Below are 25,714 nucleotides of genomic sequence, written 5' to 3' on the forward strand. Positions count from 1 at the left end.
CCACATACCCCACCTTGCCCCCCGCCCGTCAGTCTCTGTCATGAATTCCTGATTTATTCATTCAAATTCAATTAATTAAATTTAAGTCTCGCACCTATACTTTGGTGGTATTTCATCCCCGACGCGCGCGTCGCCTCCCACTTTCTCTTGATCGCAATCAATTTGCCGCCGGTTGGCCGTCAGTAGGCTGGCGGCAGATTGAGCATGTCTTCTTATAACGACAAGAGCCTTCAGGAGCATTCCGGATGAGCAAATTTTTAGACCGTTTCCGCTATTTCAAGCAGTTGGCGGAGCCTTTTTCTGGCGATCACGGCCAGACCTTGAACACCAACCGCGACTGGGAAGACGGCTACCGCAGCCGTTGGCAACACGACAAAGTGGTGCGTTCCACCCACGGCGTGAACTGTACCGGTTCCTGCAGTTGGAAGATCTACGTGAAGAATGGTCTGGTGACCTGGGAAACCCAGCAAACCGACTATCCGCGCACCCGTCCCGATCTGCCTAACCATGAACCGCGCGGCTGCCCGCGCGGCGCCAGCTACTCCTGGTACCTGTACAGCGCCAACCGGCTGAAATACCCGCTGATGCGCAAGCGTCTGCTCAAACTGTGGCGCGAAGCGAAAACGCAGCACAGCGATCCGGTCGCGGCCTGGGGCTCTATCGTCGGCGATGCGGAAAAAGCCAAAAGCTACAAGGTGGCGCGCGGCCGCGGCGGTTTCGTCCGCTCCAGCTGGCAAGAGGTCAATGAACTGATCGCCGCCGCCAACGTCTATACCGCCAAAACCTTCGGCCCGGACCGCATTATCGGCTTCTCGCCGATCCCGGCGATGTCGATGGTGTCCTACGCCGCCGGCGCCCGCTACCTGTCGCTGATCGGCGGCGCCTGCCTGAGCTTCTACGATTGGTACTGCGATCTGCCGCCGGCCTCGCCGATGACCTGGGGCGAGCAGACCGACGTGCCGGAATCCGCCGACTGGTACAACTCCTCCTACATTATCGCCTGGGGCTCCAACGTGCCGCAGACGCGTACCCCGGACGCCCACTTCTTTACCGAAGTGCGTTACAAGGGCACCAAAACCGTGGCGGTGACGCCGGACTATGCCGAAGTCGCCAAGCTGTGCGACCACTGGCTGAATCCGAAGCAGGGCACCGACAGCGCGATGGCGCTGGCGATGGGCCACGTAATGCTGAAAGAGTTCCATCTCGACCGCGAAGTTGGCTACTTCCGCGACTATGTACGCCGCTATACCGACATGCCGATGCTGGTGCTGCTGGAAGCGCGTGAAGGCGGCCATTACGCCGCCGGCCGCCTGCTGCGCGCCGCCGATCTGGTGGACGGATTGGGCCAGGAAAACAACCCCGAGTGGAAAACCGTCGCCATCGACAGCCACAGCGGCGATCTGGTGGCGCCGCAGGGTTCCATCGGTTTCCGCTGGGGCGAGAAGGGCAAGTGGAACCTGGAACAGCGCGAGGGCAAATCGCAACAGGAAGTCGAGCTGCAGCTCAGCCTGTTGGGCATGCATGACGACGTCGCCGAGGTGGGCTTCCCGTACTTCGGCGGCGCCGACAGCGAGCATTTCAACAGCGTGGCGCTGGACGAGATCCTGCTGCACAAGCTGCCGGTGAAACGCCTGCGGCTGGCGGACGGCAGCGAAGCGCTGGTGACCAGCGTGTATGACCTGACGCTGGCCAATTACGGCCTGGAACGCGGGCTGGACGACGCCAACTGCGCCGCCGACTATGACGAGGTCAAGGCCTACAGCCCGGCCTGGGCCGAACAGATCACCGGCGTGTCGCGCCACAACATCATCCGCATTGCCCGCGAGTTCGCGGAAAACGCCGAGAAGACCCACGGCCGTTCGATGATCATCGTCGGCGCCGGCGTCAACCACTGGTATCACATGGACATGACCTACCGCGGCCTGATCAATATGCTGATCTTCTGCGGTTGCGTCGGCCAGAGCGGCGGCGGCTGGGCGCACTACGTCGGCCAGGAAAAACTGCGGCCGCAAACCGGCTGGCTGCCGCTGGCGTTTGGCCTCGACTGGCAGCGCCCGCCGCGCCACATGAACAGCACCTCGTTCTTCTACAACCATTCCAGCCAATGGCGCTATGAAACTGTCGGCACCGACGAGCTGCTGTCGCCGCTGGCGGACAAGTCGCGCTTCGGCGGCAGCCTGATCGACTTCAACGTGCGCGCCGAGCGCATGGGCTGGCTGCCGTCGGCGCCGCAGTTGGGCACCAACCCGCTGCGCCTGGCGGAGCAGGCCCGCGCCGCCGGCCAGTCACCGGTCGAGTTCACCGTCGACGGCCTGAAAAACGGCACGCTGGGCTTCGCCGCCGAGCAGCCGGACAATCCGCAGAACTTCCCGCGCAACCTGTTCGTCTGGCGCTCCAACCTGCTGGGGTCTTCCGGCAAGGGCCATGAGTACATGCTCAAATACCTGTTGGGCACCGAAAACGGCATCCAGGGGAAAGATCTCGGCCAGCAGGGCGGCGTGAAGCCACAGGAAGTGGAATGGCGCGAGCAGGGCGGCGAAGGCAAGCTGGATCTGGTGGTGACGCTCGATTTCCGCATGTCGAGCACCTGCCTGTACTCCGACGTGGTGCTGCCGACCGCCACCTGGTACGAAAAAGACGATATGAACACCTCCGACATGCACCCGTTCATCCATCCGCTGTCGGCGGCGGTCGATCCGGCCTGGGATTCGAAGAGCGACTGGGAGATTTACAAGGGCATCGCCAAGGCCTTCTCCGAAGTGTGCGTCGGCCATCTGGGCCAGGAAACCGACGTGGTGACCTTGCCTATCCAGCACGACTCCGCCGCCGAACTGGCACAGCCTTACGGCGTGCAGGACTGGAAGAAAGGCGAATGCGATCTGATCCCCGGCAAAACCGCGCCGCACATCATCGCGGTGGAACGCGATTACCCGGCCACCTACGAGCGCTTCACCTCGCTGGGGCCGCTGCTGGACAAACTGGGCAACGGCGGCAAGGGCATCAGCTGGAACACCCAAACCGAGGTCGACTTCCTCAAGCAGCTTAACTACGTCAAGGCCGACGGCCCGGCGGTAGGGCGGCCGAAGATCGAGAGCGCGATTGACGCGGCGGAAGTGATCCTGTCGCTGGCGCCGGAAACCAACGGCCAGGTGGCGGTAAAAGCCTGGGAGGCCCTGAGCAACGTCACCGGCCGCGATCACCGGCATCTGGCGCTGAACAAGGAAGACGAGAAAATTCGCTTCCGCGACATTCAGGCGCAGCCGCGCAAAATCATCTCCAGCCCGACCTGGTCCGGTCTGGAAGACGAACACGTTTCCTACAACGCCTGCTACACCAACGTGCACGAGTTGATCCCGTGGCGCACCCTCAGCGGCCGTCAACAGCTGTATCAGGACCACGAGTGGATGCGCGCCTTCGGTGAAAGCCTGCTGGTATACCGGCCACCGATCGACACCCGTGCCGCGCAGCCGCTGCTGAACAGCAAGCCGAACGGCAACAAGGAGAAGGCGCTGAACTTCCTGACGCCGCACCAGAAGTGGGGCATTCACTCCACCTACAGCGACAACCTGTTGATGCTGACGCTGTCGCGCGGTGGCCCGATCGTCTGGCTGAGCGAAGACGACGCCAAAGATCTGGGCATCGCGGACAACGACTGGATCGAGGCCTTCAACGCCAACGGCGCGCTGACGGCGCGCGCGGTGGTCAGCCAGCGTATCCCGGCCGGCATGACCATGATGTACCACGCGCAGGAGCGCATCGTGAACCTGCCGGGCTCGGAGATCACCAGCCAACGCGGCGGCATCCACAACTCGGTGACCCGCGCCTGTCCGAAGCCGACCCACATGATCGGCGGCTATGCGCAGTTGGCCTACGGCTTCAACTACTACGGCACCGTCGGCTCCAACCGCGACGAGTTCGTGGTGGTGCGCAAGATGAACCGCATTGATTGGTTGGACGACGAAGGCAACGACTACGCGCAGGGCAGTCAGCAGGAGAACAGCAAATGAAAATTCGTTCGCAAGTCGGCATGGTGCTGAATCTGGACAAGTGCATCGGTTGCCACACCTGTTCGGTCACCTGCAAAAACGTCTGGACCAGCCGTGAAGGCATGGAGTACGCCTGGTTCAATAACGTGGAAAGCAAGCCCGGCGTCGGGTATCCGCACGCCTGGGAAGATCAGGAAAAATGGAAGGGCGGCTGGATCCGTAAAATCAACGGCAAGCTGGAGCCGCGCATGGGCAGCCGCGTCGGCGTGTTGGCGAAAATCTTCGCCAACCCGGACGTGCCGGCGCTGGACGACTACTACGAGCCGTTCGATTACGACTACCAGCATCTGCACACCGCCAAACAGGGCAAACACCAGCCGGTGGCCCGCCCGCGCTCGCTGATTACCGGGCAGCGCATGAACAAGATCGAAAGCGGCCCGAACTGGGAGGAGATCCTCGGCGGGGAATTCGAAAAACGCTCGCAGGACAAGAACTTCGATAACCTGCAGAAGGCGATGTACGGCCAGTTCGAAAACACCTTCATGATGTACCTGCCGCGCCTGTGCGAGCACTGCCTCAACCCGGCCTGCGTCGCCACCTGCCCGAGCGGGGCGATCTACAAACGCGGCGAAGATGGCATCGTGCTGATCGACCAGGACAAGTGCCGCGGCTGGCGCATGTGCCTGACCGGCTGCCCGTACAAGAAAATCTATTTCAACTGGAAAAGCGGCAAGTCCGAGAAGTGCATCTTCTGTTACCCGCGTATCGAAGCCGGGCAGCCGACGGTCTGTTCGGAGACCTGCGTGGGCCGCATCCGCTATCTCGGCGTGCTGCTGTACGACGCCGATCGCATCGAGCAGGCGGCGGCGGTGGAGAACGACAAAGATCTGTATCAGAGCCAGCTCGATATCTTCCTCGATCCGCATGATCCTAAGGTGATTGCTCAGGCGCTGGCGGACGGCGTGCCGCAGGGCGTCATTGAAGCCGCCCAGCAGTCGCCGGTGTACAAAATGGCGATGGACTGGAAGCTGGCGCTGCCGCTGCACCCGGAATACCGCACGCTGCCGATGGTGTGGTACGTGCCGCCGTTGTCGCCGATTCAGTCCGCCGCCGACGCCGGCGAGCTGGCGCACAACGGCGTATTGCCGGACGTCGAGAGCCTGCGCATTCCGGTGCAGTATCTGGCGAATCTGCTGACCGCCGGCGATACCGAACCGGTACTGCTGGCGCTGAAGCGCATGCTGGCGATGCGCCACTACAAACGGGCGGAAACCGTCGACGGCGTGGTGGACACCAGCGCGCTGGAGCAGGTTGGCCTGAGCGAAGCGCAGGCGCAGGAGATGTATCGCTACCTGGCGATCGCCAACTATGAAGATCGCTTTGTGGTGCCGTCGAGCCACCGCGAACTGGCGCGCGAAGCCTTCCCGGAAAGCAAGGGGTGCGGCTTCAGCTTCGGCGACGGCTGCCACGGCAGCGATGGCAAGTTCAATCTGTTCAACAGCCGCCGTATCGACGCCATCGACGTGACCGCGAAAACCGCGCGGCCGGAGGATGCCTCATGATCAGCCTGAAAGTGATCGCCCGCCTGCTGGATTATCCGGAGCAGGTGCTGTTTGACCATCAGCAGGCGCTGATCGAAGCGCTGGAGCCGGCCAGCGAGCTGGATCTGCACCACAGCGCGCAGCTGATTTTGTTTATCCGCCGCCTGTGCGCGCGCCCGTTGCTGGATGCTCAGGCTGACTATTGCGAGCTGTTCGATCGCGGCCGCGCCACCTCGCTGCTGCTGTTTGAGCACGTGCACGGTGAGTCGCGCGATCGCGGCCAGGCGATGGTTGACCTGATGGCGCAGTACCGCACCGCCGGGCTGGAGATCGACAGCCGCGAGCTGCCGGACTTCCTGCCACTGTACCTGGAGTATTTGGCCAGCCGCAGCGCGGCGCAGGCGCGGGAAGGGCTGCAGGACATCGCGCCGATCCTGGCGCTGCTGGGCGCGCGCTTGCAACAGCGTGAAAGTCCGTACGCGGTGCTGTTCGATCTGCTGCTGGCGCTGTCCGGCAGCGAGGTGCAGGCCCAGGCGCTGGAGACCCAGGTGGCGCAAGAGGCGCGCGACGATACGCCGCAGGCGCTGGATGCGGTGTGGGAAGAGGAGCAGGTCAAGTTTCTCGGCGAACAGGGCTGCGCCTCCGCCCAGCAGACGGCGCACCAGCGGCGCTTCGCCGGCGCGGTGGCGCCACAGTATCTGGATCTGACGGATGCGTTAACCGGAACCAAAGGACGCTAATCATGCAATTTTTGAATCAGTTCTTCTTCGATATCTACCCTTATCTGGCCGGCGCGGTATTCCTGATCGGCAGCTGGTTGCGTTACGACTACGGGCAGTACAGCTGGCGCGCCGGCTCCAGCCAGATGCTGGATAAAAAGGGCATGCGGCTGGCGTCCAACCTGTTCCACATCGGGATTATCGGCATCTTCGCGGGCCACTTCCTCGGCATGCTGACGCCGCACTGGATGTATGAGGCCTTCCTGCCGATCGACGTGAAGCAGAAGCTGGCGATGATCGCCGGCGGCGCCTGCGGCCTGATGACGCTGATCGGCGGCGCGCTGTTGCTGAAGCGCCGGTTGACCAACCCACGGGTGCGCGCCACCAGCAGCTTCGCCGACATCATGATCCTGACGTTGCTGGTGGTGCAGGTGTGTCTGGGGCTGCTGACCATTCCGTTCTCCGCCCAGCATATGGACGGCAGCGAAATGATGAAGCTGGTGGCCTGGGCGCAGGCGGTAGTGACCTTCCACGCCGGCGCCTCTGCGCACCTGGAAGGGGTGGCGATTATCTTCAAACTGCACATGGTGCTGGGCATGACGCTGTTCGTGCTGTTCCCGTTCTGCCGCCTGGTGCATATCTGGAGTGCGCCGGTAGAGTACCTGACCCGCCATTATCAGCTGGTGCGCAACCGCCGCTGAGCCTGACCCCGCCGCCGCCGATCGCCAGCGGCGGCGCTATTCCGATAATTCCCCCGCCGTCTGCCCATTCTCGCCGCCTTGTCGTAAACTAATTATCTCAGTCATGTTACGCTTATGCTTCCGCCGACGGACGTCGGCCCGTGGTAGCCGATAACAAGAGATACCGCCTTGATGAAAGGCATTTTGGGACATAAAAACCGGGGATGATCCGCGTGGCCTTCGTGCCGTGCGGGAGAATCGCTTTATGGATAGTCAGGTTAATCAATAACAATAATGACCACACAATGTCGCTCACCCGAGCTGTTGCCTCTGAAAATCATTGCCACCGGGGCCGCGTTGCCGCCCAACCGCGTGGCGTCTTCTACGCTCGACGCTCGCCTGGGGAAACCGGCCGGCTACGTTGAAAAACGCTCGGGCATCGTTTGCCGCTATCACGCCGCCGACGATGCCAGCCAGGCCGAACTCGCTGCCGCTGCGCTGCAAGATGCGCTGGCTCGCCACGCCATCCCGGCAGCTTCCATTGACCTGCTGATCTCCGCCTCGGCGATATCGGTGCAGGCGCTGCCATGCACCGCCGCGCATATTCTCAAGGTGGCGGGGCTGGCGGCGGGCACGCCGGGCTTCGACATCAACAGCAGCTGCGTCAGCTTTATCTCTGCGCTACAGGTGGCGGCGGGGCTGTTGAACGCCGGGACGTATCGGCGTATCGCCATCGTTTCGGCGGATCTCGCTTCACGCGGCATCGACTGGCAGCACGAAGAATCGTCGCTGATTTTCGGCGATGGCGCCGCCTGTGCCATTGTGGAGCGCGGCGACGGCGCCAGCGGTATCCTCGCCAGCCTGGTGGAAACCTATCCCGCCGGGAGCGAACTGTGCGAGATCCGCGCCGGCGGTACGCGTCGTAACCCGCGCGCCGGCATGTGTGAGCAAGACTTCCTGTTCCATATGCAGGGCAAGCCGCTGTTCCGTCAGGCGTCGGCGCTGATTGAGGGCTACCTCGACCGGCTGCTGAACGCCAGCGGCCTGACCCTGGCCCAGATCGCCACCGTGGTGCCGCATCAGGCCAGCCATCTGTCGCTCGAACATATGCGCAAGCGGCTGCACGTCTCCAGCGAGGCGCTGGTCGACATCTACCGCCATCATGGCAATCAGGTGGCGGCGTCCATCCCGACGGCGCTGCATGCCGCTGCGACCACCGGGCGCTTCAATCCCGGTCAGCCGGTGATGCTGATCGGCACCGCCGCCGGGCTGGCGCTGGCCGGCATGGTGTTGCTGCCATGAGGGTGCTGGTCACCGGGGCGACCAGCGGGCTGGGACGCAACGCGGCGCAGTGGTTGCTGGAGGCCGGACATCAGGTGCGCGCCACCGGCCGCGATGAGCGGGCCGGCGCAACGCTGCGCCGGCTGGGCGCCGAGTTTTGCGCGCTCGATCTGGCGCAGGCCACGCCGCAGCAGTGCCGGGAGCTGGTGACCGACTGCGAGTGGGTGTGGCACTGTGCGGCCAAGTCTTCGCCCTGGGGCAGCAAGGCGGAATTTCACCGCATCAACGCCGCGGCGACGGAGAAGCTGGCGGAGGCGGCGGGGCGCTGCGGCGTGCGGCGATTCGTGCATATCTCCACGCCGGCAATCTACTTCGATTTTCAGCCGCATTACGATCTTGACGAGGGTTACCGCGCCCGGCGCTTCGCCAATCACTATGCCGCCAGCAAGTATGCGGCCGAACAGCGCCTGTTGGCGCAGGCGAAGATCTATCCGCAAACCACCTACATTATGCTGCGGCCGCGCGGCCTGTTTGGCCCGCACGATCGGGTGATCGTGCCGCGGCTGTTGCAGCAGCTCGAACGCGATCGCGGCGTATTGCGATTGCCCGGCGGCGGACAGGCATTGCTGGATCTGACCTTTGCCCCCAATGTGGTGCACGCCATGGAGCTGGCCAGCCGGCAGCGCGGATTGCCGTCCGGCGCCGTGTACAACATCACCAATCACCAACCGCAGCGGCTGGCGGACGTGCTGGATGCGCTGCTGCGTCAGGCGCTGGGGCTGAGTTACCGGCTGCAGACCGTGCCCTATCCGCTGCTGCATTCGCTGGCCGGCGGCATGGAGCTGTGGGCAAGCCTGAGCGGCAAGGAACCGATGCTGACGCGCTACAGCGTGGCGGCGGTGCACTTCGACATGACCCTGAGCCAGACCCGCGCGATCGAAGAACTGGGCTATCGGCCGCGTTACTCGATGGAAGAGGGGATCCGCCTGACCGGCGAGTGGCTGCGGCAGCAAGGAGGCGGACAACATGGCTAAAGTCACCGTTTTTGAAGTGGGCTATTGCACGCATATCGGCTGCATGGCGCTGCGCGGTGCCGGGTTCCGGGTGTGCAAATTCCCGGCGCGCGCCTATCTGCTGGAGGTAGGGGAGCGCCGCTGGCTGTGGGATACCGGCTACGCGCATTATTTTCAGCAGCACACGCAGTCGGGGCTGTTCAGCCTTTACCGCCGCATGACGCCGGTCTATTTCGATCCCGCCGAGTCGTTGGCGCACCAGCTGCGCGAAGCCGGTTACACCGAAGGTGACATCCAGGCGCTGATCGTCTCGCATTTTCACGCGGATCACATCGCCGGGCTGCAGGATTTCAGCCAACTCGACTTTATTTGCTCTGGCGAAGGCTGGCAGCAAACCCGTGGGCTGCGCGGTTTTGCGGCGCTGAAGCGCGCCTTTATTCCCGGCCTGATCCCGGCGGACTTCGAGAGCCGCCTGCAGTTTATGGAGGCTTTTCCCTCGGTGGCGTTGCCCGCGCTGCTGGCGCCGTTCGATCGCGGTTACGTGCTGCCGGGCAGCGAAGGGCAGATCGTGCTGGTGCCGCTGCCGGGGCATGCGGCCGGCCATATCGGCGCCTTTATCCTCACCGATGCCGGTTGGACACTGCTGGCCAGCGACGCCGCCTGGTCGCCGCAGAGCTACCAGACGCTGCGCGGGCCTTCGCGCCTGGCCAATCTGGTGATGGACGACGCGGCGGCGTACACCCGCACGCTGGAGCGGCTCAACCAGCTGTGGGCGGGCGGCCAGGTCAACATTTTGCTGTGTCATGAGGGGGACCTGTGATCCCCTTCATGACCCTTTGGCACTATTTTCGCGCCCGACGCCTGCGCTTTGGCGATCGTGCGGCGCTGGAGGCGTATCAGGCCCGGCAGCTCACGGGCTTTGCCCGCCGGGTGCTGAGCAAGAGCCCCTATTTTCAGCGGTTCAGCCGCCGGCCGTTCGCCGAATGGCCGCAGATGGACAAGGCGCTGATGATGGCGCAGTTCGACCGGATGAATACCGCCGGGCTGCAGCGCGATGCGGTGCTGGCCTGCGCGCAGCGCAGCGAGGCGGATCGCGATTTCACGCCGAAGATCGGGCGCTACAGCGTCGGATTGTCGTCCGGCACCTCCGGGCAGCGCGGCGTGTTTGTCGTCAGCCCGCGCGAACAGCAGGTGTGGGCCGGCGGCATGCTGGCGAAAATGCTGCCGGACGGGCTGTTGGCCGGCGAGCGCGTTGCGCTGTTTCTGCGGGCGGACAATAACCTCTATCACAGCGTGAACAACCGTTGGCTGAGCCTGGCGTTTTACGATCTGCTCGCGCCGTTCAATGCGCATCTGCCCGCCTTGGAACGGCAGGCGCCCAGCATCATCGTGGCCCCAGCGCAGGTGCTGCGCGCCCTGGCGCTGGCGGTGCTGGCCGGGCAGGTGACGCTGCCGGTCAAAAAAGTGATCTCGGTCGCCGAGGTGCTTGAAGAACAGGATCGCCGCCTGCTGATGCAGGTGTTTCCGGCGGTTGGCGAAGTGTATCAGGCCACCGAGGGGTTCCTGGCCGCGACCTGCGCGCACGGCACGCTGCATCTGAACGAAGAGTTTTTGCATATCGAACCGCAGTGGATCGACGAACTGCACTTCACGCCGCTGATCACCGACTTTACCCGCAGTACGCAGCCGATCGTGCGCTATCGGCTGGATGATGTATTGGTGCTGCGCCAGGAACCCTGCCCATGCGGGCAACCGACGCGGGCGATTGCGCGTATCGAAGGGCGGCGCGACGATCAGCTGATGTTACCCGATGCGCAGCGGCAACCGCAGGCGGTGTTCGCCGATGCCTGCAGCCGGACGATCGCCAATGCGTTGCCGCTGACCAGCGATTACCGCCTGATCCAGCGCGGCGAGCAGCGGCTGGAGCTGATTGCCGATTGCAGCCAAGCGGAATTGGCGCACTGCCAGGCGCAGCTGATCGCACTGTTCGCCCGTCAGGGCATCGCCACCGAGCGGCTCGAATGGCGGCTGACGACGCAGGCGGTGCTGCCGCAGTTCGATCGCAAGCGGCGGCGCATCGTGCGCCAGGCGGAGGAAGCATGAAAAATACGCTGTTCAGGCTAGGGCACATGTTGCTCGGCTGGGGGACGGTCGGGGTCGTGTATAGCCTGACCGATCGCCTGCAGGGGGCGGGAACCCTGTTGCCGCCGTCGGCGCTTGATCGGGCGATCCCGTTCAACCCGGCGGCCATCTGGCTCTACCTGTCGTTCTTCCTCATCGTCCCGGCTGGCTATTTGCTGGCGCCGCTGCGGCGAATCAAATGGCTGACGCTGGCGATGCAGCTGACGGCGCTGGGCGCCGGAGCGGTTTACTTGCTGTGGCCGACCACCATGGCCTATCCGCAGAACGATGGCGTTGGGATCAGCGCGCAGCTGCTGGCGGCGTTAACGCAGGTGGATTCGGCGCAGAACTGCCTGCCTTCGTTGCACATGGCGCTGACGGTGCTGGCGGTGTGGGCGCTGAGCGACGGCGAGCGCAAAATGCGGACGGCGCTGTGGATGCTGTGGGGCGTGGCGATCGCGTTCTCCATTCTGCAGCTGCGCCGTCACTTGTTTGTCGATTTGGCAGGTGGCGCCTTGCTGGCGCTATGCGCCGGTGGGCTGGCGCTGCGTATAAAGGCCCTGCGCAGGCGCGTGGTTAAAGGAGAAATGGGATGAGCGATCTGGCGTTGCCGATAGTGTTCATGCTGTTCATCGTGGTGGCCGAGGCGGTGGCGCTGCAGTGGGGGCGCCGTGAGCCGGTCAACTGGCACGATCTGGTGTTCAACCTGAACTCCGGCCATATCATGCTGTGGCTGTTCCGCGGGCTGGAGATCACCTGCTACGGCTACGTGGCCGCGCATTTCAGCCTGGGGCTGCTGGACGCCTGGCCGCCGCTGCTGATGTGGCTGTTCGCCCTGCTGGCGTGGGACTTCGGTTTCTACTGGCTGCATCGCCTGCACCACCGCTTCCGCGTGCTGTGGGCGGTACACGTGGTGCACCACCAGGGGGAGCACTTCAACCTGTCGCTGGGGGTGCGCAACTCCTGGTATTCGTCGCTGACGTCGATCCCGTTCTTTTTGCTGCTGGCGCTGGCGGGCGTGCCGCTGTCGGTGTTCGTCGCGGTGTCGATTTTTCACTACAGCATTCAGCTGTTTAACCACAATGCGCTGACGCCGAAGCTGGGCGTGCTGGAAAAAATCCTGGTCACGCCAGCGCACCACCGGGTGCACCACGTCAAGGACATGGCGTATTCCAATAAGAACTTCGGCGGCAGCTTTATCTTTTGGGACAAGCTGTTCGGCACCTTCTGCCCGGCGTTGCCGACCACGCCGTTCAGCTATGGCGTCAGCGGTGACAGGCCGTCTGCCAACCCGTTCTGGGCGAGTAATCTGCCGTTCCTGCGCTATTTGCGTCTGACATGGCGCCCGGCGCCGGGCCGACCACGCGACCGCCGTTCGGCACTCAGCGTATTCAGCGGCGCCATGCTGTTGTTCACGCTGGTGGTCGGCTACGTCTACCAATACGGCTATGGTTACGGCGACATCAGCTGGCCGCAAATGGCGCTGCTGGTGCTGCTGGCGTTGGGATCGGTAGCGCTGGGCGGCATGACGGAAGGGCGGCCGTGGGCGAGCGCCGTCTGGCTGCTGATCGCGCTGGGCATGCCGCTGCTGTTTATCGGCTATCTTGGCTGGCCGCAGCGCTATTGGCATATCGCCATGGCCGCCGTGGCGCTGCATGCCCTGTGCATCGCGCTGGGCTGGGGGCGAGTGGCCGCATCGGCCGCCGTGGAGGAACCGCATGGCTGAGTCATTGCCGCCGCTGCGTTTTCCCGCCGATGGCGAGCAGGCGTTTCATCGCGATCTCAAGCGCGCGGCGCACGCCTGCCTGGCGGGCGATCATCGCTATGCCGATGCCGCGCGGCTGGTCAAGGCCGCGCTGTTGTTGGTGTTGTGCGCCGGGTTTTACGCGCTCAGCCTGATGCAGCATCAGCCATGGGCGTTTTTCCTTTGCTATTTCCTGTTCGTGACCATGGGTATGCTGCTCAACGTCAACGTCAACCACGATGCTTCGCATAACGCCTTCCTGCGTGCGCCCTGGGCCAATCGCCTGGTGGGGCGGGTGGTGACGCTGCCGCTGGGCGTCGATCCGGACTATTGGCGTACGCGGCACGTGGATTACCACCACGTTTACGCCAACGTGGAGCATTACGATCTGGACACCGAAGAGAACGGCTTTTTCCGCCAGACGCCTTTCCAGCGCTGGCGGCCCCATATGCGCTATCAGCATCTGTACTGGCCGCTGATCGCCGCGCTCTCCTTGCCCTATATCGCCTGGATTTTCGATTGGTCCGATCGGCTCGATAAAACGCCGCTGCGGGAAAAACGCGTGCTGGCGGGGCGCGGCGGTTGGACGCTGTTCGTGCTGTGCAAGCTCGCGCATCTGGCGCTGGTGCTGGTGGTGCCGCTGATCGTGGGCCACTTGCACGGCATCGGCTGGGGCTGGGTGCTGTTGGCTTACGCGCTCAGCCAGATGTGTGCCTCGCTGCTGGTGGTGTTCCTGCTGTTGGGCACCCACTGGGCGCAGGCCGAGTTTTACCCTGCGCCGACGGGCGACAGCATGCCGCAAGGCTGGTACCGGCACAATTTCGCCACCGCCTGCGACTGGCAGCCCGAACCGCGCTGGCTGGAGCACCTGACCGGCGGACTGAACTATCACCTGACCCATCACCTGTTTCTCGGTTGGAATCACCGCCACTATCCGGCGCTGGCCGCCGCGGTGGCGGAAGTGGCACAGCGGCACGGCATGGCGTACCGCTGCATCGGCTATCGCGAACTGCTGGCGCAGCAACAGCGCTTCTTGCGGCGGATGGGGCAGCCATGAAACCGCTGCGTCCGTTGGCCTATCGGCGCGACGACAGCGGGTTGCATCGCGCGCTGATGCAGGCCGCCCAGCACTATCTGGCGGCCAACGGCGATCACCGTTTCGCCGACGGCGGCATGCTGGCGAAGGTGACGCTGCTGCTGGCACTGTGCGGCCTGTGTTACGGGCTGAGCCTGCAGCAGCAAAACGGCTGGGCGTTTTTCGCCTGCTATTTCGGTTTTATCTTTATCGGCATGTTCCTGACGGTAAACGTGGTGCACGATGCTTCGCACAACGCGTTTTTCCGTCGGCCCTGGGCCAACCGTTGGCTGAACGCCCTGGTGAGCGTGCCGCTGGGGCTGGATCCCGACTGCTGGCGCGTGCGGCACGTGCTGTTCCACCATGCCCATAACAATATCGAACATTACGATCCCGACATCGACGCCAACGGCGTGCTGCGGCAAACGCCGTTCCAGCGCTGGCGCCCCTTTATGCGCGCGCAGCGTTACTATTGGCCGCTGGTGGCGGCGCTGACGTTCCCGTACTACATCTGGCTGTTCGATTGGCTGGACAGGGCGGGCCGCACCCGCGTGGCGGCGCGCATGGCGCAGCAGGGCGTGCGTGGCTGGTGCGGGTTTCTGGCGGGTAAGGCGGCACACCTGCTGCTGGCGCTGGCGATCCCATGCTGGCTGCTGCCGCCGGCTATCGGCATCGGGCAAATTCTGCTGGTCTATTTGCTGAGCCAAATGCTTTCTTCCTTGCTGTTCGTGATGTTGATCATCGGCACCCACTGGGCCAAGGCCAACTTTTATCAGGCGCCGGCGCAGGGCACGATGCCGCACGGCTGGTATCACCACGTGTTCGCCACCACCTTCGACTGGCTGACCCGGCCGCGTTGGCTGGGGTACTGGCTCGGCGGGGCGAACCTGCATTTGACGCATCATCTATTCCCGCACTGGAGCCACCGCCATTACCCGGCGCTGAGCCGCATCATCGGCGAGGTGGCGCCGCGTTTCGGCATCGACTACCGCCTGCTGGAACTGGAGGAGCTGTTGCGTCTGCAGCAACGCTTCCTCAGCGCGATGGGCCGCAAGCCGCACTAGCGTTGCATGCGGATTGTGCGAGGCGTTACGCAGTTCACTAATTGAACGATATTTGCCCTTCCAGTAGACTTTCCCTCTGTGAATCAACGGCCACAGGAGGTGGACTATGCGCAGCTTGCCGATTCGGTTATCGAACAAAATTGATGATGATCTGAACGATATCGCCCGGCGTCACGGGATGGAAAAAACCGAGGTAATCAAAATGGCGTTTGCACTGATTACCCTTGCCGATAAGTACTGGATGAAACAGGATGGTACTTCTCTTGGCATTGTACGGGAGAAGGGTGAACAGCTTGAAGCGGTGGGGCGGGTCGTGGAGATCTTCCCATGAACATCGAAAGCCGTAATCTGCGCGATGAGGCCAGTCAGGTTTATCTGGAGCAGGTCTTGGTCTTCGACGAAATGGAGCGGCTGCGCCTGGCACGCCAGGTGCTGTGCGGGATATTCGCGGTCAGCGTGGGCGTATTCGCCGCCCACGCGTATTGGGAGAAAAACGAAGCGCTGAATCAGGTGTTCGAGCTGGTGAAGATCGGCGCCTTGCCGCTGGTCACGCTGGTGGTCTCTTTTTACTTTCCCAACAGCGCGTCCAGATAAGGCGCCGCGTCAATGCGACTTCATGCCCGCCGCGGTCATCAGCAGGCGGAACAGTGAGGCAACCACGAATAACCCCAGCACGCTGGCGCTCCAGATGATCACCAGCCAACCGATGCGTTTCCACCAGGGCGCCGGAGCGGCGGTTGCCGTTTTATCTTGCATAGCGTCCTCCCTTCTCAATGATAGCCGTGTTCATGGCTGATCTTGCCGCGGAACACGTAGTAGCTCCAGAAGGTGTAGACCAGAATGATTGGGATGATGAACAGCGCGCCCACCAGCATAAAGCCGAGGCTCTGCGGTGGTGCTGCGGCGTCCCACAGGCTGATGGCCGGCGGGATCAGGTGCGGCCAGATGCTGATGCCAAGCCCGCTCAGGCCGAGGAACACCAGCAGCAGCGTCAGCATAAACGGCGAGTAGTGCGCGCCGCGTTTCACTCCGCGTTGAATTCCCCAGGCGCTGAGCAGCACCAGCAGCGGTACCGGCAGCAGCCAGAACAGGTTAGGCAGCGTAAACCAGCGGGCGGCGATTTCCGGATGGGCGATCGGCGTCCAGACACTGACCGCAGCCAGCACCAGCAACAGGATGGCCAGCAGCGGCGTCGCCAGGTGATACATGCGTGCCTGCAGTTCACCGGCGGTTTTCATCACCAGCCAGGTACAGCCGAGCAGGGCATAGGTCACCACCAGCCCCAGCCCGCAGAACAGCGCGAACGGCGTTAGCCAGTCCAGCGCGCCGCCGGCGTAGGTGCGGCCTTCTACCGGGAAGCCGTTGATCACGGCGCCCACCACCACACCCTGGCTGAAGGTGGCGAACAGTGAGCCCCAAATAAACGCCTTGTCCCAGATATGGCGCTTCTCCGGCGTCGCCTTGAAGCGAAACTCGAAGGCCACGCCGCGGAAAATCAGCCCGATCAGCATCAGCGTCAGCGGGATCGCCAGCGCGTCGAGGATGACCGAATAGGCCAGCGGGAAGGCGCCGAACAGTGCGGCGCCGCCCAGCACCAGCCAGGTCTCATTGCCGTCCCACACCGGGGCGACGGTGTTCATCATCAGATCGCGGTCGCCGCTCTCTTTCACCCACGGAAACAGGATGCCGATGCCCAGGTCGAAACCGTCCATCACCACGTACATCATGGTGCTGAACACGATGATGACAAACCAAATCAGCGGAAGATCGATACCCATGTTCAGCTCCTGTCGTCCAGAGTGTCGTTGACCGCGGACAGCGGACGCGCCGGCCGGCCCTCGGTATTGTCTTCTTGGTGTTCATGCGGCTGCGGCCCTTTGCGGATCAGGCGCATCATGTAGGAATACCCCACGCCGAACACCGAACAGTAGACGATGATGAACGCCAGCAGGCTGATGCTCATGTGCAGGTCGCCGTGCGCGGAGACCGCATCCTTGGTGCGCAGCAGGCCGTACACCACCCACGGTTGGCGGCCGATCTCGGTGGTGAACCAGCCCGCCAGCAGCGCCAGCACCCCGGAAGGGCCCATCCACAGAATGAAGTACAGGAACGGACGCGACTGATACAGCCCGCCGCGCCAGCGTAGCCACAGGCTCCACACCCCGGCCAGAATCATCAGCATGCCCAGCCCGACCATGATGCGGAACGACCAGAACACCACGGTGGAGTTGGGGCGATCTTCCGGCGGGAAGGATTTGAGCGCCGGCACCTGTTCGGTCAGGCTGTGCGTTAGGATCAGGCTGCCGAGGTACGGCACCTCCAGCTTGAAGCGGGTTTCTTCGCGCTGCATGTCCGGCCAACCGACCAGGATCAGCGGCGTGGCTTCGCCCGGCGGGTTCTCCCAGTGGCCTTCGATGGCGGCGATCTTCGCCGGTTGGTGTTTCAGCGTATTCAGACCGTGCGCATCGCCGATCATCGCCTGCACCGGCGCGACGATCAGTGCCATCCACATCGCCATCGACAGCATTTTGCGCATCGCCGGGGTATCACGGCCGCGCAGCAGATGCCAGGCGGCGGAGGCGCCGACGAAGAACGCCGAGGAGAGGAAGGCGGCGGTGGACATGTGCAGCAGGCGGTACGGGAAGGACGGGTTGAAGATCACCTTCAGCCAGTCGACCGGGACCACCTGGCCGTTGATGATTTCATGCCCCTGCGGGGTCTGCATCCAGCTGTTGGAGGCCAGGATCCAGAAGGTGGAGATCAGTGTGCCGAGCGCGACCATGCAGGTGGCGAAGAAGTGCAGGCCGGGGCCGACGCGGTTCCAGCCGAACAGCATCACGCCGAGGAAACCGGCTTCGAGGAAGAAGGCGGTCAGCACTTCATAAGTCAGCAGCGGCCCGGTAATGCTGCCGGCGAACTCGGAGAAGAAGCTCCAGTTGGTGCCGAACTGATAGGCCATCACCAGCCCGGACACCACGCCCATGCCGAAGTTAACGGCGAAAATCTTTGACCAGAAATGGTAAAGCTCACGGTAGGCTTCATTGTGCGTTTTCAACCATAACCCTTCCAGCACCGCCAGATAACTGGCTAAACCGATGGTGATGGCGGGGAAGATGATATGGAAAGACACGGTGAAGGCGAACTGTATTCTGGCGAGTTCCAGTGCATCAAGACCCAGCATGGCGCCTCCTAGGGTTGAACATAAATTAACCTCTTGAGTATAGCTGTCATTTTTATGTGAAAAGCTTGGCGTTAAGTTAATCACGAAGTACAGTGACTATAATAGTGACAGTTATTTTACTTTTTCATATAACAGTTAATGGTTATGACCCGATACGAGCAGCTTGCGCAGCAGATTAGAGAACAGATCCAGAACCGGGTGTGGCGGGCGGGCGACAAGCTGCCTTCGCTGCGCGAGAGCGGCAAACGCGCCGGATTAAGCCTGATGACGGTGGTGCAGTCTTACCAACTGCTGGAGAGCCAGGGGTGGATCGTCGCCCGCCCGCAGTCGGGCTACTATGTGGCGGCGCGTCCGCAGCCGCTGCCTCAGCCTTCGCGCGGCGAGAAACTGTTGCTGAGCGAGCAGGTGGACATCAACGCCTTTATTTTTGACGTGCTGCAGGCCTGCAAGGATCCGGACATCGTGCCTTTCGGTTCGGCCTTTCCCGACGCCACGCTGTTCGCCCAGCCGAAGCTGGCGCGGGCGCTGAGCAGCGTAGCGCGCAAGTTCACGCCGCACAGTTCGCTGGCCAACCTGCCGCCGGGCAACGACGCGCTGCGGCGGCACATTGCCCAACGCTATGCGCTGAGCGGCATGCAGGTTGCCCCGGACGAAATCGTCATCACCGCCGGGGCGATGGAGTCGCTCAGCCTCAGCCTGCAGGCGGTGACCCAGCCGGGCGACTATGTGGCGATCGAATCGCCGGCGTTTTACGGCGCGCTGCAGGCGCTGGAACGGCTGCGGTTAAAGGCGGTGGCGATCGCCACGCATCCGCAGGACGGTATCGATCTGGACGCGTTGCAGCAGGCGGTGGAACAGTATCCGATCAAGGCCTGCTGGCTGATGACCCACTTCCAAAATCCGCAGGGCGCCACCCTGCCGGAGGCCAACAAGCAGCGCCTGGTGGAGCTGCTGCGCGAACGGCAGATTTCGCTGATCGAAGACGATGTCTACGGTGAGCTGTACTTCAGCGCCGAACGGCCGCTGCCAGCCAAGGCGCTCGACAGCGGCGGCCAGATCTTGCACTGCTCGTCGTTTTCCAAATGCCTGGCGCCGGGCTTTCGCGTCGGCTGGGTGGCGGCGGGGCGTTATGCGCAGCAGATCCAGCGTTTGCAGCTGATGAGCACCGTTTCCACCAGCGTGCCGACCCAGATGGCGCTGGCGGATTATCTGCTGCACGGCGGCTACGATACCCATCTGCGGCGGCTGCGGCGCCTGCTGGCTCAACGCCAAAGCGCGATGCGTCAGGCGATCGCCCACCATTTCCCGCCGACGGTGAAGGTCAGCCAGCCCGACGGCGGTTATTTCCTGTGGCTGGAGCTGGATCCGGCGCTGTCGTCGATGGAACTGTACCGGCGGGCCCTTTCCCGGGGCATCAGCATCGCGCCGGGGCGCATGTTCACGACCGGCGACCATTTCAACCACTGCTTCCGCCTAAACGCCTCTTTTGAATGGAATGACCGTTTTGAAGAGGCGATCAAAACCTTAGCCAAACTTATCCGGGGGCTGGCTGCGACCGGTTGAACCGCGATTTGCAGCGGGCTTTGCCCCAGAAAAATTCATAATGCTTTTTTCGGCAATGGAATGCCGGTTTCGTTGTTAGACAGCCCTCCAGCCGCCCATTACTCTGCGATAAATTTTGTCACATTTTTATCAACGGGAAGACGAGGGGCTGTGGGTGAGAAGAATAAAAAATAAGCTAAACAAACTGTTGCGATATCGCCTGACACCGCTGGCGTTGGTCTGCGCGCTGGGGCTGAGCGGCGTCGTTCAGGCGGAAACGCTGGCCGAAGGTATCACGCCGGCCAGCGACACCGCTCGGGTGCCGGCCGCCGCCAAACTGCGTAAAGACACCGTGGTGGCGGGCATCTCGGAACCGCAGGGGATTTTCAACCCGTATCTGTTCACCAACGGCTGGGACGAGAACGTAACCGACGTGATCTTCAGCCGCCTGATCGGCCTGGACAGCCAGGGCAAGCCAGAAGGGCGATTGGCGGAGTCCTGGCAGGTCAGCCCCGATAATCTGACCTACACCATTAAGCTGCGGCCGAATTTGGTCTACAGCGACGGCTCGCCGCTGAAAGCCGACGATATCGCCTTTACCCTGACGCTGCTGCACGATCCGGCCTATGACGGCGACACCGATATCACGCCGGCGCACATCCAGGGCGGCGCCGAGTATAAAAACGGTACCGCCGCCGGCATCAGCGGGCTGAAGGTGATCGACGATCGCACCATTCAGATCGTCACCACCCAGCCGGGCGCGACCACGTTGCAACTGATTGGCGGGCCGGTATTGTCGCGGGCTTACTACGGCAAAGACTATCAGCGCGGCAAGCTCGACAGCGTGCGCGCCTTGAACGGCAAGCCGCTCGGCAACGGCCCCTATATTTACGACAAGTACGTGCCGGGGCAGGAGATCCGCTTCCACGCCAACCCGAACTTCTACCTCGGCCCGCCGCCGATGGCGCGCTTTATCTACCGCGTCACCAACCCGGCCACCAACTTCCAGCTGTTCCAGACCGGTGAGACCGACTACGACGCCTTTACCGCCAAACCGGACGATATCGAACAGCTCAAGCTGCTCGGCTTCGCCAATATCAACCTTTACAGCTCAAGCGATTACAGCCGCGTTGATTTCAACCTCAGACGCCCGGCGCTGCAGGATAAACGGGTGCGCCAGGCGCTGATCTACGGCCTCGATCGGCAAAAGCTGATCGCCGTGGTGTACCAGGGGTACGGCAAGGTCGCCAACCAGCCGATTTCGCCGATCTCCTGGGCCTATGACGCGAACGGCATCAATCCCTACGCTTACGATCTCGATAAGGCCAAAAAGCTGTTGGACGAGGCCGGTTGGCAGATGGGCGCTGACGGTATCCGGCAGAAAGACGGTAAAAAGCTGGAGCTGACGCTGCTGGTAACCAAAAAGCTGATCAACGACGCGCTGGTGCCGATCGCCAAGGATAACTATCGCCGGCTCGGCGTGGTGCTGAAACCGCAGGTATTGGACTTCAACGCGCTGTTGGCGCAGCGCAAGGCGGGCAATTACGACCTGGCGTCCCTCAGCACCAGTACGCTGAACGATCCGCACGACGGCGTACGCGATTTCATCAGCAGCGAGAGCGAGACCGGTTATCACAACCCGCAGGTAGACGCGCTGATCGCCAGGGCCAATGCCACGCTGGATATCGCCCAGCGCAAGCCGCTGTATCACCAGCTGTATCAAGTGTTGGCGGACGATCCGCCGGTGATCCTGCTCGGCAACCGCGAGATTTTGAGCGCCAGCAGCGCGCGCGTCACCGGCTTTAAACCGGATATCTACAACGGATTGGTCGGCAGCCTGCCGAACGTCAAACCGGCGCCGTAACGCCCTGACGCCGCCGCGCCATTCCGGGCGGCGGCGATGGAACCCGCGATGAGAAACTTTATCCTGCGCCGTCTGTTGCAGACTATCCCGATGCTGTTGTTGGCTTCCTTGCTGATTTTTTGCATTTTCGCCCTGGCGCCCGGCGATTTTATCGACGGCAACATCAATTTGACCGCGCAACGCGCCGCCGAGCTGCGGGCGCTGTATGGGTTGGATCAGCCGTTGTTCAGCCGCTACCTGCACTGGCTCGGCCGCTTGCTGCAGGGCGATCTCGGTTTTTCGCTGCAGTATCAGATCCCGGTCAGCACGTTGCTGAATCAATACATCTGGAACTCGTTCCTGCTGGCGGCGGTGGCGATGGTGCTGTATTGGGGCATCGCGTTGGCGGTGGGGGTGATCTCGGCGATGAAACCCTATTCGCTGTTCGATCATCTGATCACCGTGGCGGTGTTCGCCGCCATGTCGTTTCCGACGTTCTTCCTGTGCCTGTTGCTGATCAAATGGTTCGCTGTCGATCTGCACTGGCTACCGGCGGGCGGCATGTTGCGCACCGGCAGCGAAGCGAGCGGACTGGCCTGGGCGCTGGAGGTGGCGGCGCACCTGCTGTTGCCGGTGCTGGCGCTGGTGATGCTGCAGGCCGGCAGCCTGACGCGCTATTTTCGCGCCAGCATGCTGGAGGTGATCCGCATGGACTATATCCGCACCGCGCGCGCCAAGGGGCTCAGGGAGAAAACGGTGATCCTCAAACACGCGCTGCGCAATGCGCTGTTGCCGATCATCACCCTGCTGGGGTTCGAGCTGCCGGGATTGTTCTCCGGCGCGCTGATCACCGAAAAAATCTTCAACTGGCCGGGCGCCGGACATATCCATATCGATTCGCTGGCGGCGCGTGATTACCCGGTATTGATGGGGTTCACGCTGTTTCTGGCCGCCTTGACCATTCTCGGCAATCTGCTGGCGGATATTCTGTACGCCTACGCCGACCCGCGCATTCGCTTGAGGTAACACGATGTTGGTTACGCTGTTTTTCGGCCGCCGTCGCCGCTGGCGACAGGCACAGCTGCCTGCGCTGGCGCAACTGTCGCCACCGCCCGCCGCTCAGGCCTGGCGACGTTTGCGCCGCCACCGACCGGCGATGATTTCGCTGGCGTTGCTGGTGCTGTTGGCGCTGCTGTGCCTGATTGGGCCGTCGCTGTCGCCGTGGCGCGACGATGCCGGCGACGTGCTGAATATCAACCAGGCGCCGAGCGGTGCGCACTGGCTGGGCACAGACTTTCTCGGCCGCGATATCTGCACCCGGCTGCTGCTGGCGGGGCGGATATCGCTGACCATCGGCCTGGTGTCGATGCTGCTGTCGGTAACGCTGGGCTATGTGCTGGGGGCGCTCGCCGGTTATCTGGGGGGCGTGGCGGACAGGCTGATCATGCGCTTCGCCGATCTGCTGATGACCATTCCTGGCCTGCCGCTGCTGATCATCATGGGGGCGATGCTGACCGAACTCGACGTGTCGCCGGACTACCGCATCTACATGGTGATGATCATGCTGAGCCTGCTGGGCTGGCCGTCGCTGGCGCGGCTGGTGCGCGGCCAGATCCTGTCGCTGCGTGAGCGGGATTTCATGTTGGCTACCGAGGTGCTGGGGCTCTCCACCCGGCGGCGCCTCTTCGGCCATCTGTTGCCCAATACCGTGCCGATTTTGGTGGTGGTCGCCACCATGGCGGTGGCCAACGCCATCCTCAGCGAGTCGGCGTTGAGCTACCTTGGGCTGGGCGTGGTGCCGCCGACGCCGTCGTGGGGCAACATGATGGACGCCGCCAATAGCCTGATCGACTTTCAGCGCCGCCCCTGGCTGTGGATGCCGCCCGGGCTGGCGATCTTCGTCACCGTGGTGGCGATCAATATTTTGGGCGACGGCCTGCGGGACGCGCTCGATCCGAAAATGAACGGGGTAACACGATGAGCCAACCGCTGGTGGCGTTCGAGCGACTGTCGGTGTCGTTTCAGGGGGAACAAGGGCCGGTGCGGGCGGTGCAGCAGGTCAGCCTTGAGCTGCAGGCCGGGCAAACGCTGGGGATCGTCGGTGAGTCGGGCTGCGGCAAAAGCGTGACCGCCATGGCGCTGATGGGGCTGTTGCCGCAGCCGCTGGCGCAGGTAGACGGCGGTGAAATTCGCTTTGAAGGGCAAAACCTGCTGTCGCTGCGGGCCTCCAAGATGGCCGATCTGCGCGGCAACCGACTGGCGATGATCTTTCAGGAACCGATGAGCGCGCTCAATCCGGTGTTGACCCTCGGCGAACAGCTGGTGGAGCCGCTGATTCGCCACCTGACCCTGTCGCCGAAAGCGGCCTGGCGTCAGGCGATTCAACTCTTGACTGAAGTGGGGTTGGCGCGTGCCGAGGCACTGATGCGCTGCTATCCGCATCAGCTTTCCGGCGGCATGCTGCAGCGCGTGATGATCGCTATGGCGATCGGGTGCCGTCCGGCGCTGCTGATTGCCGACGAACCGACCACGGCGCTCGACGTTACGGTGCAAGCGCAGATCCTGGCGTTGCTGCGTGAGCAGAGCCGGCGACACAACATGGCGATGATCTTGATCACCCACGATCTTGGGGTGATCGCCCAGATGGCGGATCGGCTGGCGGTGATGTACGCCGGGCGCGTCGTCGAGCAGGGCACGACGCGGGAAGTGCTCGCCGAACCGCGGCACCCTTATACTCAGGGGCTGATCGCCTCGCGGCCGGTGCCGGGCCAGCGGCTCCGCCGTTTGTACTCCATTCCCGGACAGGTGCCGGATCTGGCGCGCTTGCCTGATCACTGTGCGTTTGCCGAGCGCTGTGCGCAGGCCACCGCGCGCTGCCGCGATGGCATTCCGCCGCTGTACGGCACGCCGCAGCGCCAGTCCGCCTGTTTCCTCAACGCCGGAGGGCGCCCGCATGTCGACTGAACCTTTGGTGGAAGTGAAAGGATTAAAGAAATATTTTCCGCTGCGCGACGGACTGTTCGGGCGCACCACCGGTCAACTGAAGGCGGTGGACGACGTCAGCTTCAGCATTCGCAAGGGGCGCATTTTCGGGCTGGTGGGTGAGTCAGGCAGCGGAAAAACCACCGTCGGCCGCACGCTGCTCGGCCTGCACGACAAAACCGCCGGTGAGGTAATGTTCAAAGGGCTGGCACTGGATAGCCTGAGTAAAGATGCGCTGCGCGCCCTGCGGCCGAAAATGCAGTTAGTGTTTCAAGATCCGTACAGTTCGCTGAACCCGCGCCTGCGCGTGGGCGACGCCATTGGGGAAGCGCTGTTGCAACACGGCCTGGCGAGCAAGGCGGAACTGCGCGAACGGGTGCTCGATACCCTGGCGATCTGCGGGCTGTCGCCGCAGCATTATGGGCGGTTTCCGCATGAGTTTTCCGGTGGCCAGCGCCAGCGCATCGGCATCGCGCGCGCGCTGATCCTGCAGCCGGAGTTTATCGTCGCAGACGAACCGATATCGGCGCTCGACGTGTCGATTCAGGCGCAGATCATCAATCTGTTCTCCGATTTGCAGGAACGGCAAGGGGTGACGCTGCTGTTTATCTCGCACGATCTCGGCGTGGTGGAGCATTTGTGCCAGGATGTGGCAGTGATGTATCTGGGGCAGATCGTTGAGAGCGCCGATCGCGACGCGCTGTTTCGCCAACCGCTGCATCCCTACACGCAGGCCTTGTTGGCAGCGGTGCCGACGCTGGATGCGCAACGCGCGCCGGCGTGGGTGGCCGGCGGCGAGCCACCGAACCCCGCCAACCCGCCGCGCGGCTGCCGTTTCCATCCCCGCTGCCCGCTGGCCACGGCGCAGTGCCGCGAACAGGCGCCGCAGCTGCGCAGCGTGGCGCCCGGCCATCAGGTGGCTTGCCACCTGGTCGGCTAGCG

Annotated in this window: 23 protein-coding genes; 20 read left to right on the forward strand and 3 right to left on the reverse strand. The window is 63.1% G+C overall.

All coding sequences use genetic code 11. The features are described 5' to 3' along the window. Positions 1-245: 245 nt before the first annotated feature. The 14 genes from BVU99_RS13475 to BVU99_RS13540 all read left to right on the forward strand — a co-directional run bounded on the left by BVU99_RS13475 (position 246) and on the right by BVU99_RS13540 (position 15,818). Positions 246-4,007 carry a nitrate reductase subunit alpha gene (locus BVU99_RS13475; RefSeq protein ID WP_099817149.1) on the forward strand — a complete coding sequence of 1,254 codons (3,762 nt, stop codon included), beginning with the start codon at positions 246-248 and terminating at the stop codon, positions 4,005-4,007. Then, positions 4,004-5,548: a nitrate reductase subunit beta gene (narH, locus tag BVU99_RS13480; protein ID WP_025303201.1), complete on the forward strand. Its 1,545-nt coding sequence runs from the start codon at positions 4,004-4,006 to the stop codon at positions 5,546-5,548. The genes BVU99_RS13475 and narH overlap by 4 nt, the downstream gene beginning before the upstream one ends. Then, complete coding sequence (narJ, locus tag BVU99_RS13485; RefSeq protein ID WP_025303200.1) at positions 5,545-6,267, forward strand: nitrate reductase molybdenum cofactor assembly chaperone; 723 nt, start codon at positions 5,545-5,547, stop codon at positions 6,265-6,267. Before narH ends, narJ begins: the two co-directional genes overlap by 4 nt. 2 nt (positions 6,268-6,269) lie before the next feature. After that, positions 6,270-6,947 (forward strand): respiratory nitrate reductase subunit gamma, encoded by a 678-nt coding sequence (gene narI / locus BVU99_RS13490; RefSeq protein ID WP_043138522.1) that lies wholly within the window; start codon positions 6,270-6,272, stop codon positions 6,945-6,947. Between the two features lie 273 nt (positions 6,948-7,220). Then, positions 7,221-8,228 (forward strand): 3-oxoacyl-[acyl-carrier-protein] synthase III C-terminal domain-containing protein, encoded by a 1,008-nt coding sequence (locus BVU99_RS13495; RefSeq protein ID WP_025303198.1) that lies wholly within the window; start codon positions 7,221-7,223, stop codon positions 8,226-8,228. Continuing rightward, positions 8,225-9,241: an NAD(P)-dependent oxidoreductase gene (locus BVU99_RS13500; RefSeq protein ID WP_043138518.1), complete on the forward strand. Its 1,017-nt coding sequence runs from the start codon at positions 8,225-8,227 to the stop codon at positions 9,239-9,241. The genes BVU99_RS13495 and BVU99_RS13500 overlap by 4 nt, the downstream gene beginning before the upstream one ends. Further along, a complete protein-coding gene (locus BVU99_RS13505) occupies positions 9,234-10,040 on the forward strand; it encodes an MBL fold metallo-hydrolase (RefSeq protein ID WP_043138513.1) in 807 nt (268 codons plus the stop codon). Before BVU99_RS13500 ends, BVU99_RS13505 begins: the two co-directional genes overlap by 8 nt. After that, positions 10,037-11,323 carry a F390 synthetase-related protein gene (locus tag BVU99_RS13510; protein ID WP_043138510.1) on the forward strand — a complete coding sequence of 429 codons (1,287 nt, stop codon included), beginning with the start codon at positions 10,037-10,039 and terminating at the stop codon, positions 11,321-11,323. The genes BVU99_RS13505 and BVU99_RS13510 overlap by 4 nt, the downstream gene beginning before the upstream one ends. After that, positions 11,320-11,937: a phosphatase PAP2 family protein gene (locus BVU99_RS13515; protein WP_025303194.1), complete on the forward strand. Its 618-nt coding sequence runs from the start codon at positions 11,320-11,322 to the stop codon at positions 11,935-11,937. The genes BVU99_RS13510 and BVU99_RS13515 overlap by 4 nt, the downstream gene beginning before the upstream one ends. Further along, positions 11,934-13,067, forward strand: a complete 1,134-nt coding sequence (locus BVU99_RS13520; protein ID WP_025303193.1) for a sterol desaturase family protein — start codon at positions 11,934-11,936, stop codon at positions 13,065-13,067. Before BVU99_RS13515 ends, BVU99_RS13520 begins: the two co-directional genes overlap by 4 nt. After that, entirely contained in the window at positions 13,060-14,142 is a 1,083-nt protein-coding gene (locus BVU99_RS13525; RefSeq protein WP_099817150.1) for an acyl-CoA desaturase, read from the forward strand. The genes BVU99_RS13520 and BVU99_RS13525 overlap by 8 nt, the downstream gene beginning before the upstream one ends. Further along, positions 14,139-15,224, forward strand: a complete 1,086-nt coding sequence (locus BVU99_RS13530; protein WP_099817151.1) for an acyl-CoA desaturase — start codon at positions 14,139-14,141, stop codon at positions 15,222-15,224. The genes BVU99_RS13525 and BVU99_RS13530 overlap by 4 nt, the downstream gene beginning before the upstream one ends. A gap of 106 nt (positions 15,225-15,330) precedes the next feature. Next, positions 15,331-15,555, forward strand: a complete 225-nt coding sequence (locus tag BVU99_RS13535) for a hypothetical protein (RefSeq protein ID WP_025303190.1) — start codon at positions 15,331-15,333, stop codon at positions 15,553-15,555. Further along, positions 15,552-15,818, forward strand: coding sequence for a hypothetical protein (locus tag BVU99_RS13540; RefSeq protein ID WP_033643416.1), 267 nt, complete (start codon positions 15,552-15,554; stop codon positions 15,816-15,818). The genes BVU99_RS13535 and BVU99_RS13540 overlap by 4 nt, the downstream gene beginning before the upstream one ends. Positions 15,819-15,827: 9 nt before the next feature. Here the strand turns inward: BVU99_RS13540 and BVU99_RS13545 are convergent, their stop codons facing one another. From BVU99_RS13545 to BVU99_RS13555, 3 genes are read right to left on the reverse strand one after another with little or no spacing between them, the layout of a single operon-like run. Continuing rightward, complete coding sequence (locus tag BVU99_RS13545) at positions 15,828-15,980, reverse strand: DUF2474 domain-containing protein (RefSeq protein ID WP_071605360.1); 153 nt, start codon at positions 15,978-15,980, stop codon at positions 15,828-15,830. Between the two features lie 14 nt (positions 15,981-15,994). After that, complete coding sequence (cydB, locus tag BVU99_RS13550; RefSeq protein WP_025303188.1) at positions 15,995-17,002, reverse strand: cytochrome d ubiquinol oxidase subunit II; 1,008 nt, start codon at positions 17,000-17,002, stop codon at positions 15,995-15,997. Positions 17,003-17,004: 2 nt separating this feature from the next. Beyond that, on the reverse strand, positions 17,005-18,405 hold the full coding sequence (locus BVU99_RS13555; protein ID WP_099817152.1) for a cytochrome ubiquinol oxidase subunit I: 1,401 nt from the start codon (positions 18,403-18,405) through the stop codon (positions 17,005-17,007). Between the two features lie 144 nt (positions 18,406-18,549). On the opposite strand from BVU99_RS13555, the gene BVU99_RS13560 reads away from it, so the two are divergent. The 6 genes from BVU99_RS13560 (at position 18,550) to BVU99_RS13585 (ending at position 25,712) form a co-directional block, all read left to right on the forward strand. Beyond that, positions 18,550-19,968 (forward strand): PLP-dependent aminotransferase family protein, encoded by a 1,419-nt coding sequence (locus tag BVU99_RS13560; protein WP_025303187.1) that lies wholly within the window; start codon positions 18,550-18,552, stop codon positions 19,966-19,968. A 154-nt stretch (positions 19,969-20,122) separates the two neighbouring features. Then, entirely contained in the window at positions 20,123-21,811 is a 1,689-nt protein-coding gene (locus BVU99_RS13565) for an ABC transporter substrate-binding protein (protein ID WP_072271554.1), read from the forward strand. Positions 21,812-21,859: 48 nt separating this feature from the next. Beyond that, positions 21,860-22,816, forward strand: a complete 957-nt coding sequence (locus BVU99_RS13570) for an ABC transporter permease (protein ID WP_004934604.1) — start codon at positions 21,860-21,862, stop codon at positions 22,814-22,816. 4 nt (positions 22,817-22,820) lie between these two features. Next, positions 22,821-23,771, forward strand: coding sequence for an oligopeptide ABC transporter permease (opp4C, locus tag BVU99_RS13575; protein ID WP_025303184.1), 951 nt, complete (start codon positions 22,821-22,823; stop codon positions 23,769-23,771). Further along, positions 23,768-24,754 (forward strand): ABC transporter ATP-binding protein, encoded by a 987-nt coding sequence (locus BVU99_RS13580; RefSeq protein ID WP_049204093.1) that lies wholly within the window; start codon positions 23,768-23,770, stop codon positions 24,752-24,754. The genes opp4C and BVU99_RS13580 overlap by 4 nt, the downstream gene beginning before the upstream one ends. After that, positions 24,744-25,712 carry an oligopeptide/dipeptide ABC transporter ATP-binding protein gene (locus tag BVU99_RS13585; protein WP_025303182.1) on the forward strand — a complete coding sequence of 323 codons (969 nt, stop codon included), beginning with the start codon at positions 24,744-24,746 and terminating at the stop codon, positions 25,710-25,712. The genes BVU99_RS13580 and BVU99_RS13585 overlap by 11 nt, the downstream gene beginning before the upstream one ends. Positions 25,713-25,714 lie beyond the last annotated feature (2 nt).

The sequence above is a fragment of the Serratia sp. OLAL2 genome (assembly GCF_002752475.1).
Classification (GTDB): Bacteria; Pseudomonadota; Gammaproteobacteria; order Enterobacterales; family Enterobacteriaceae; genus Serratia; species Serratia bockelmannii.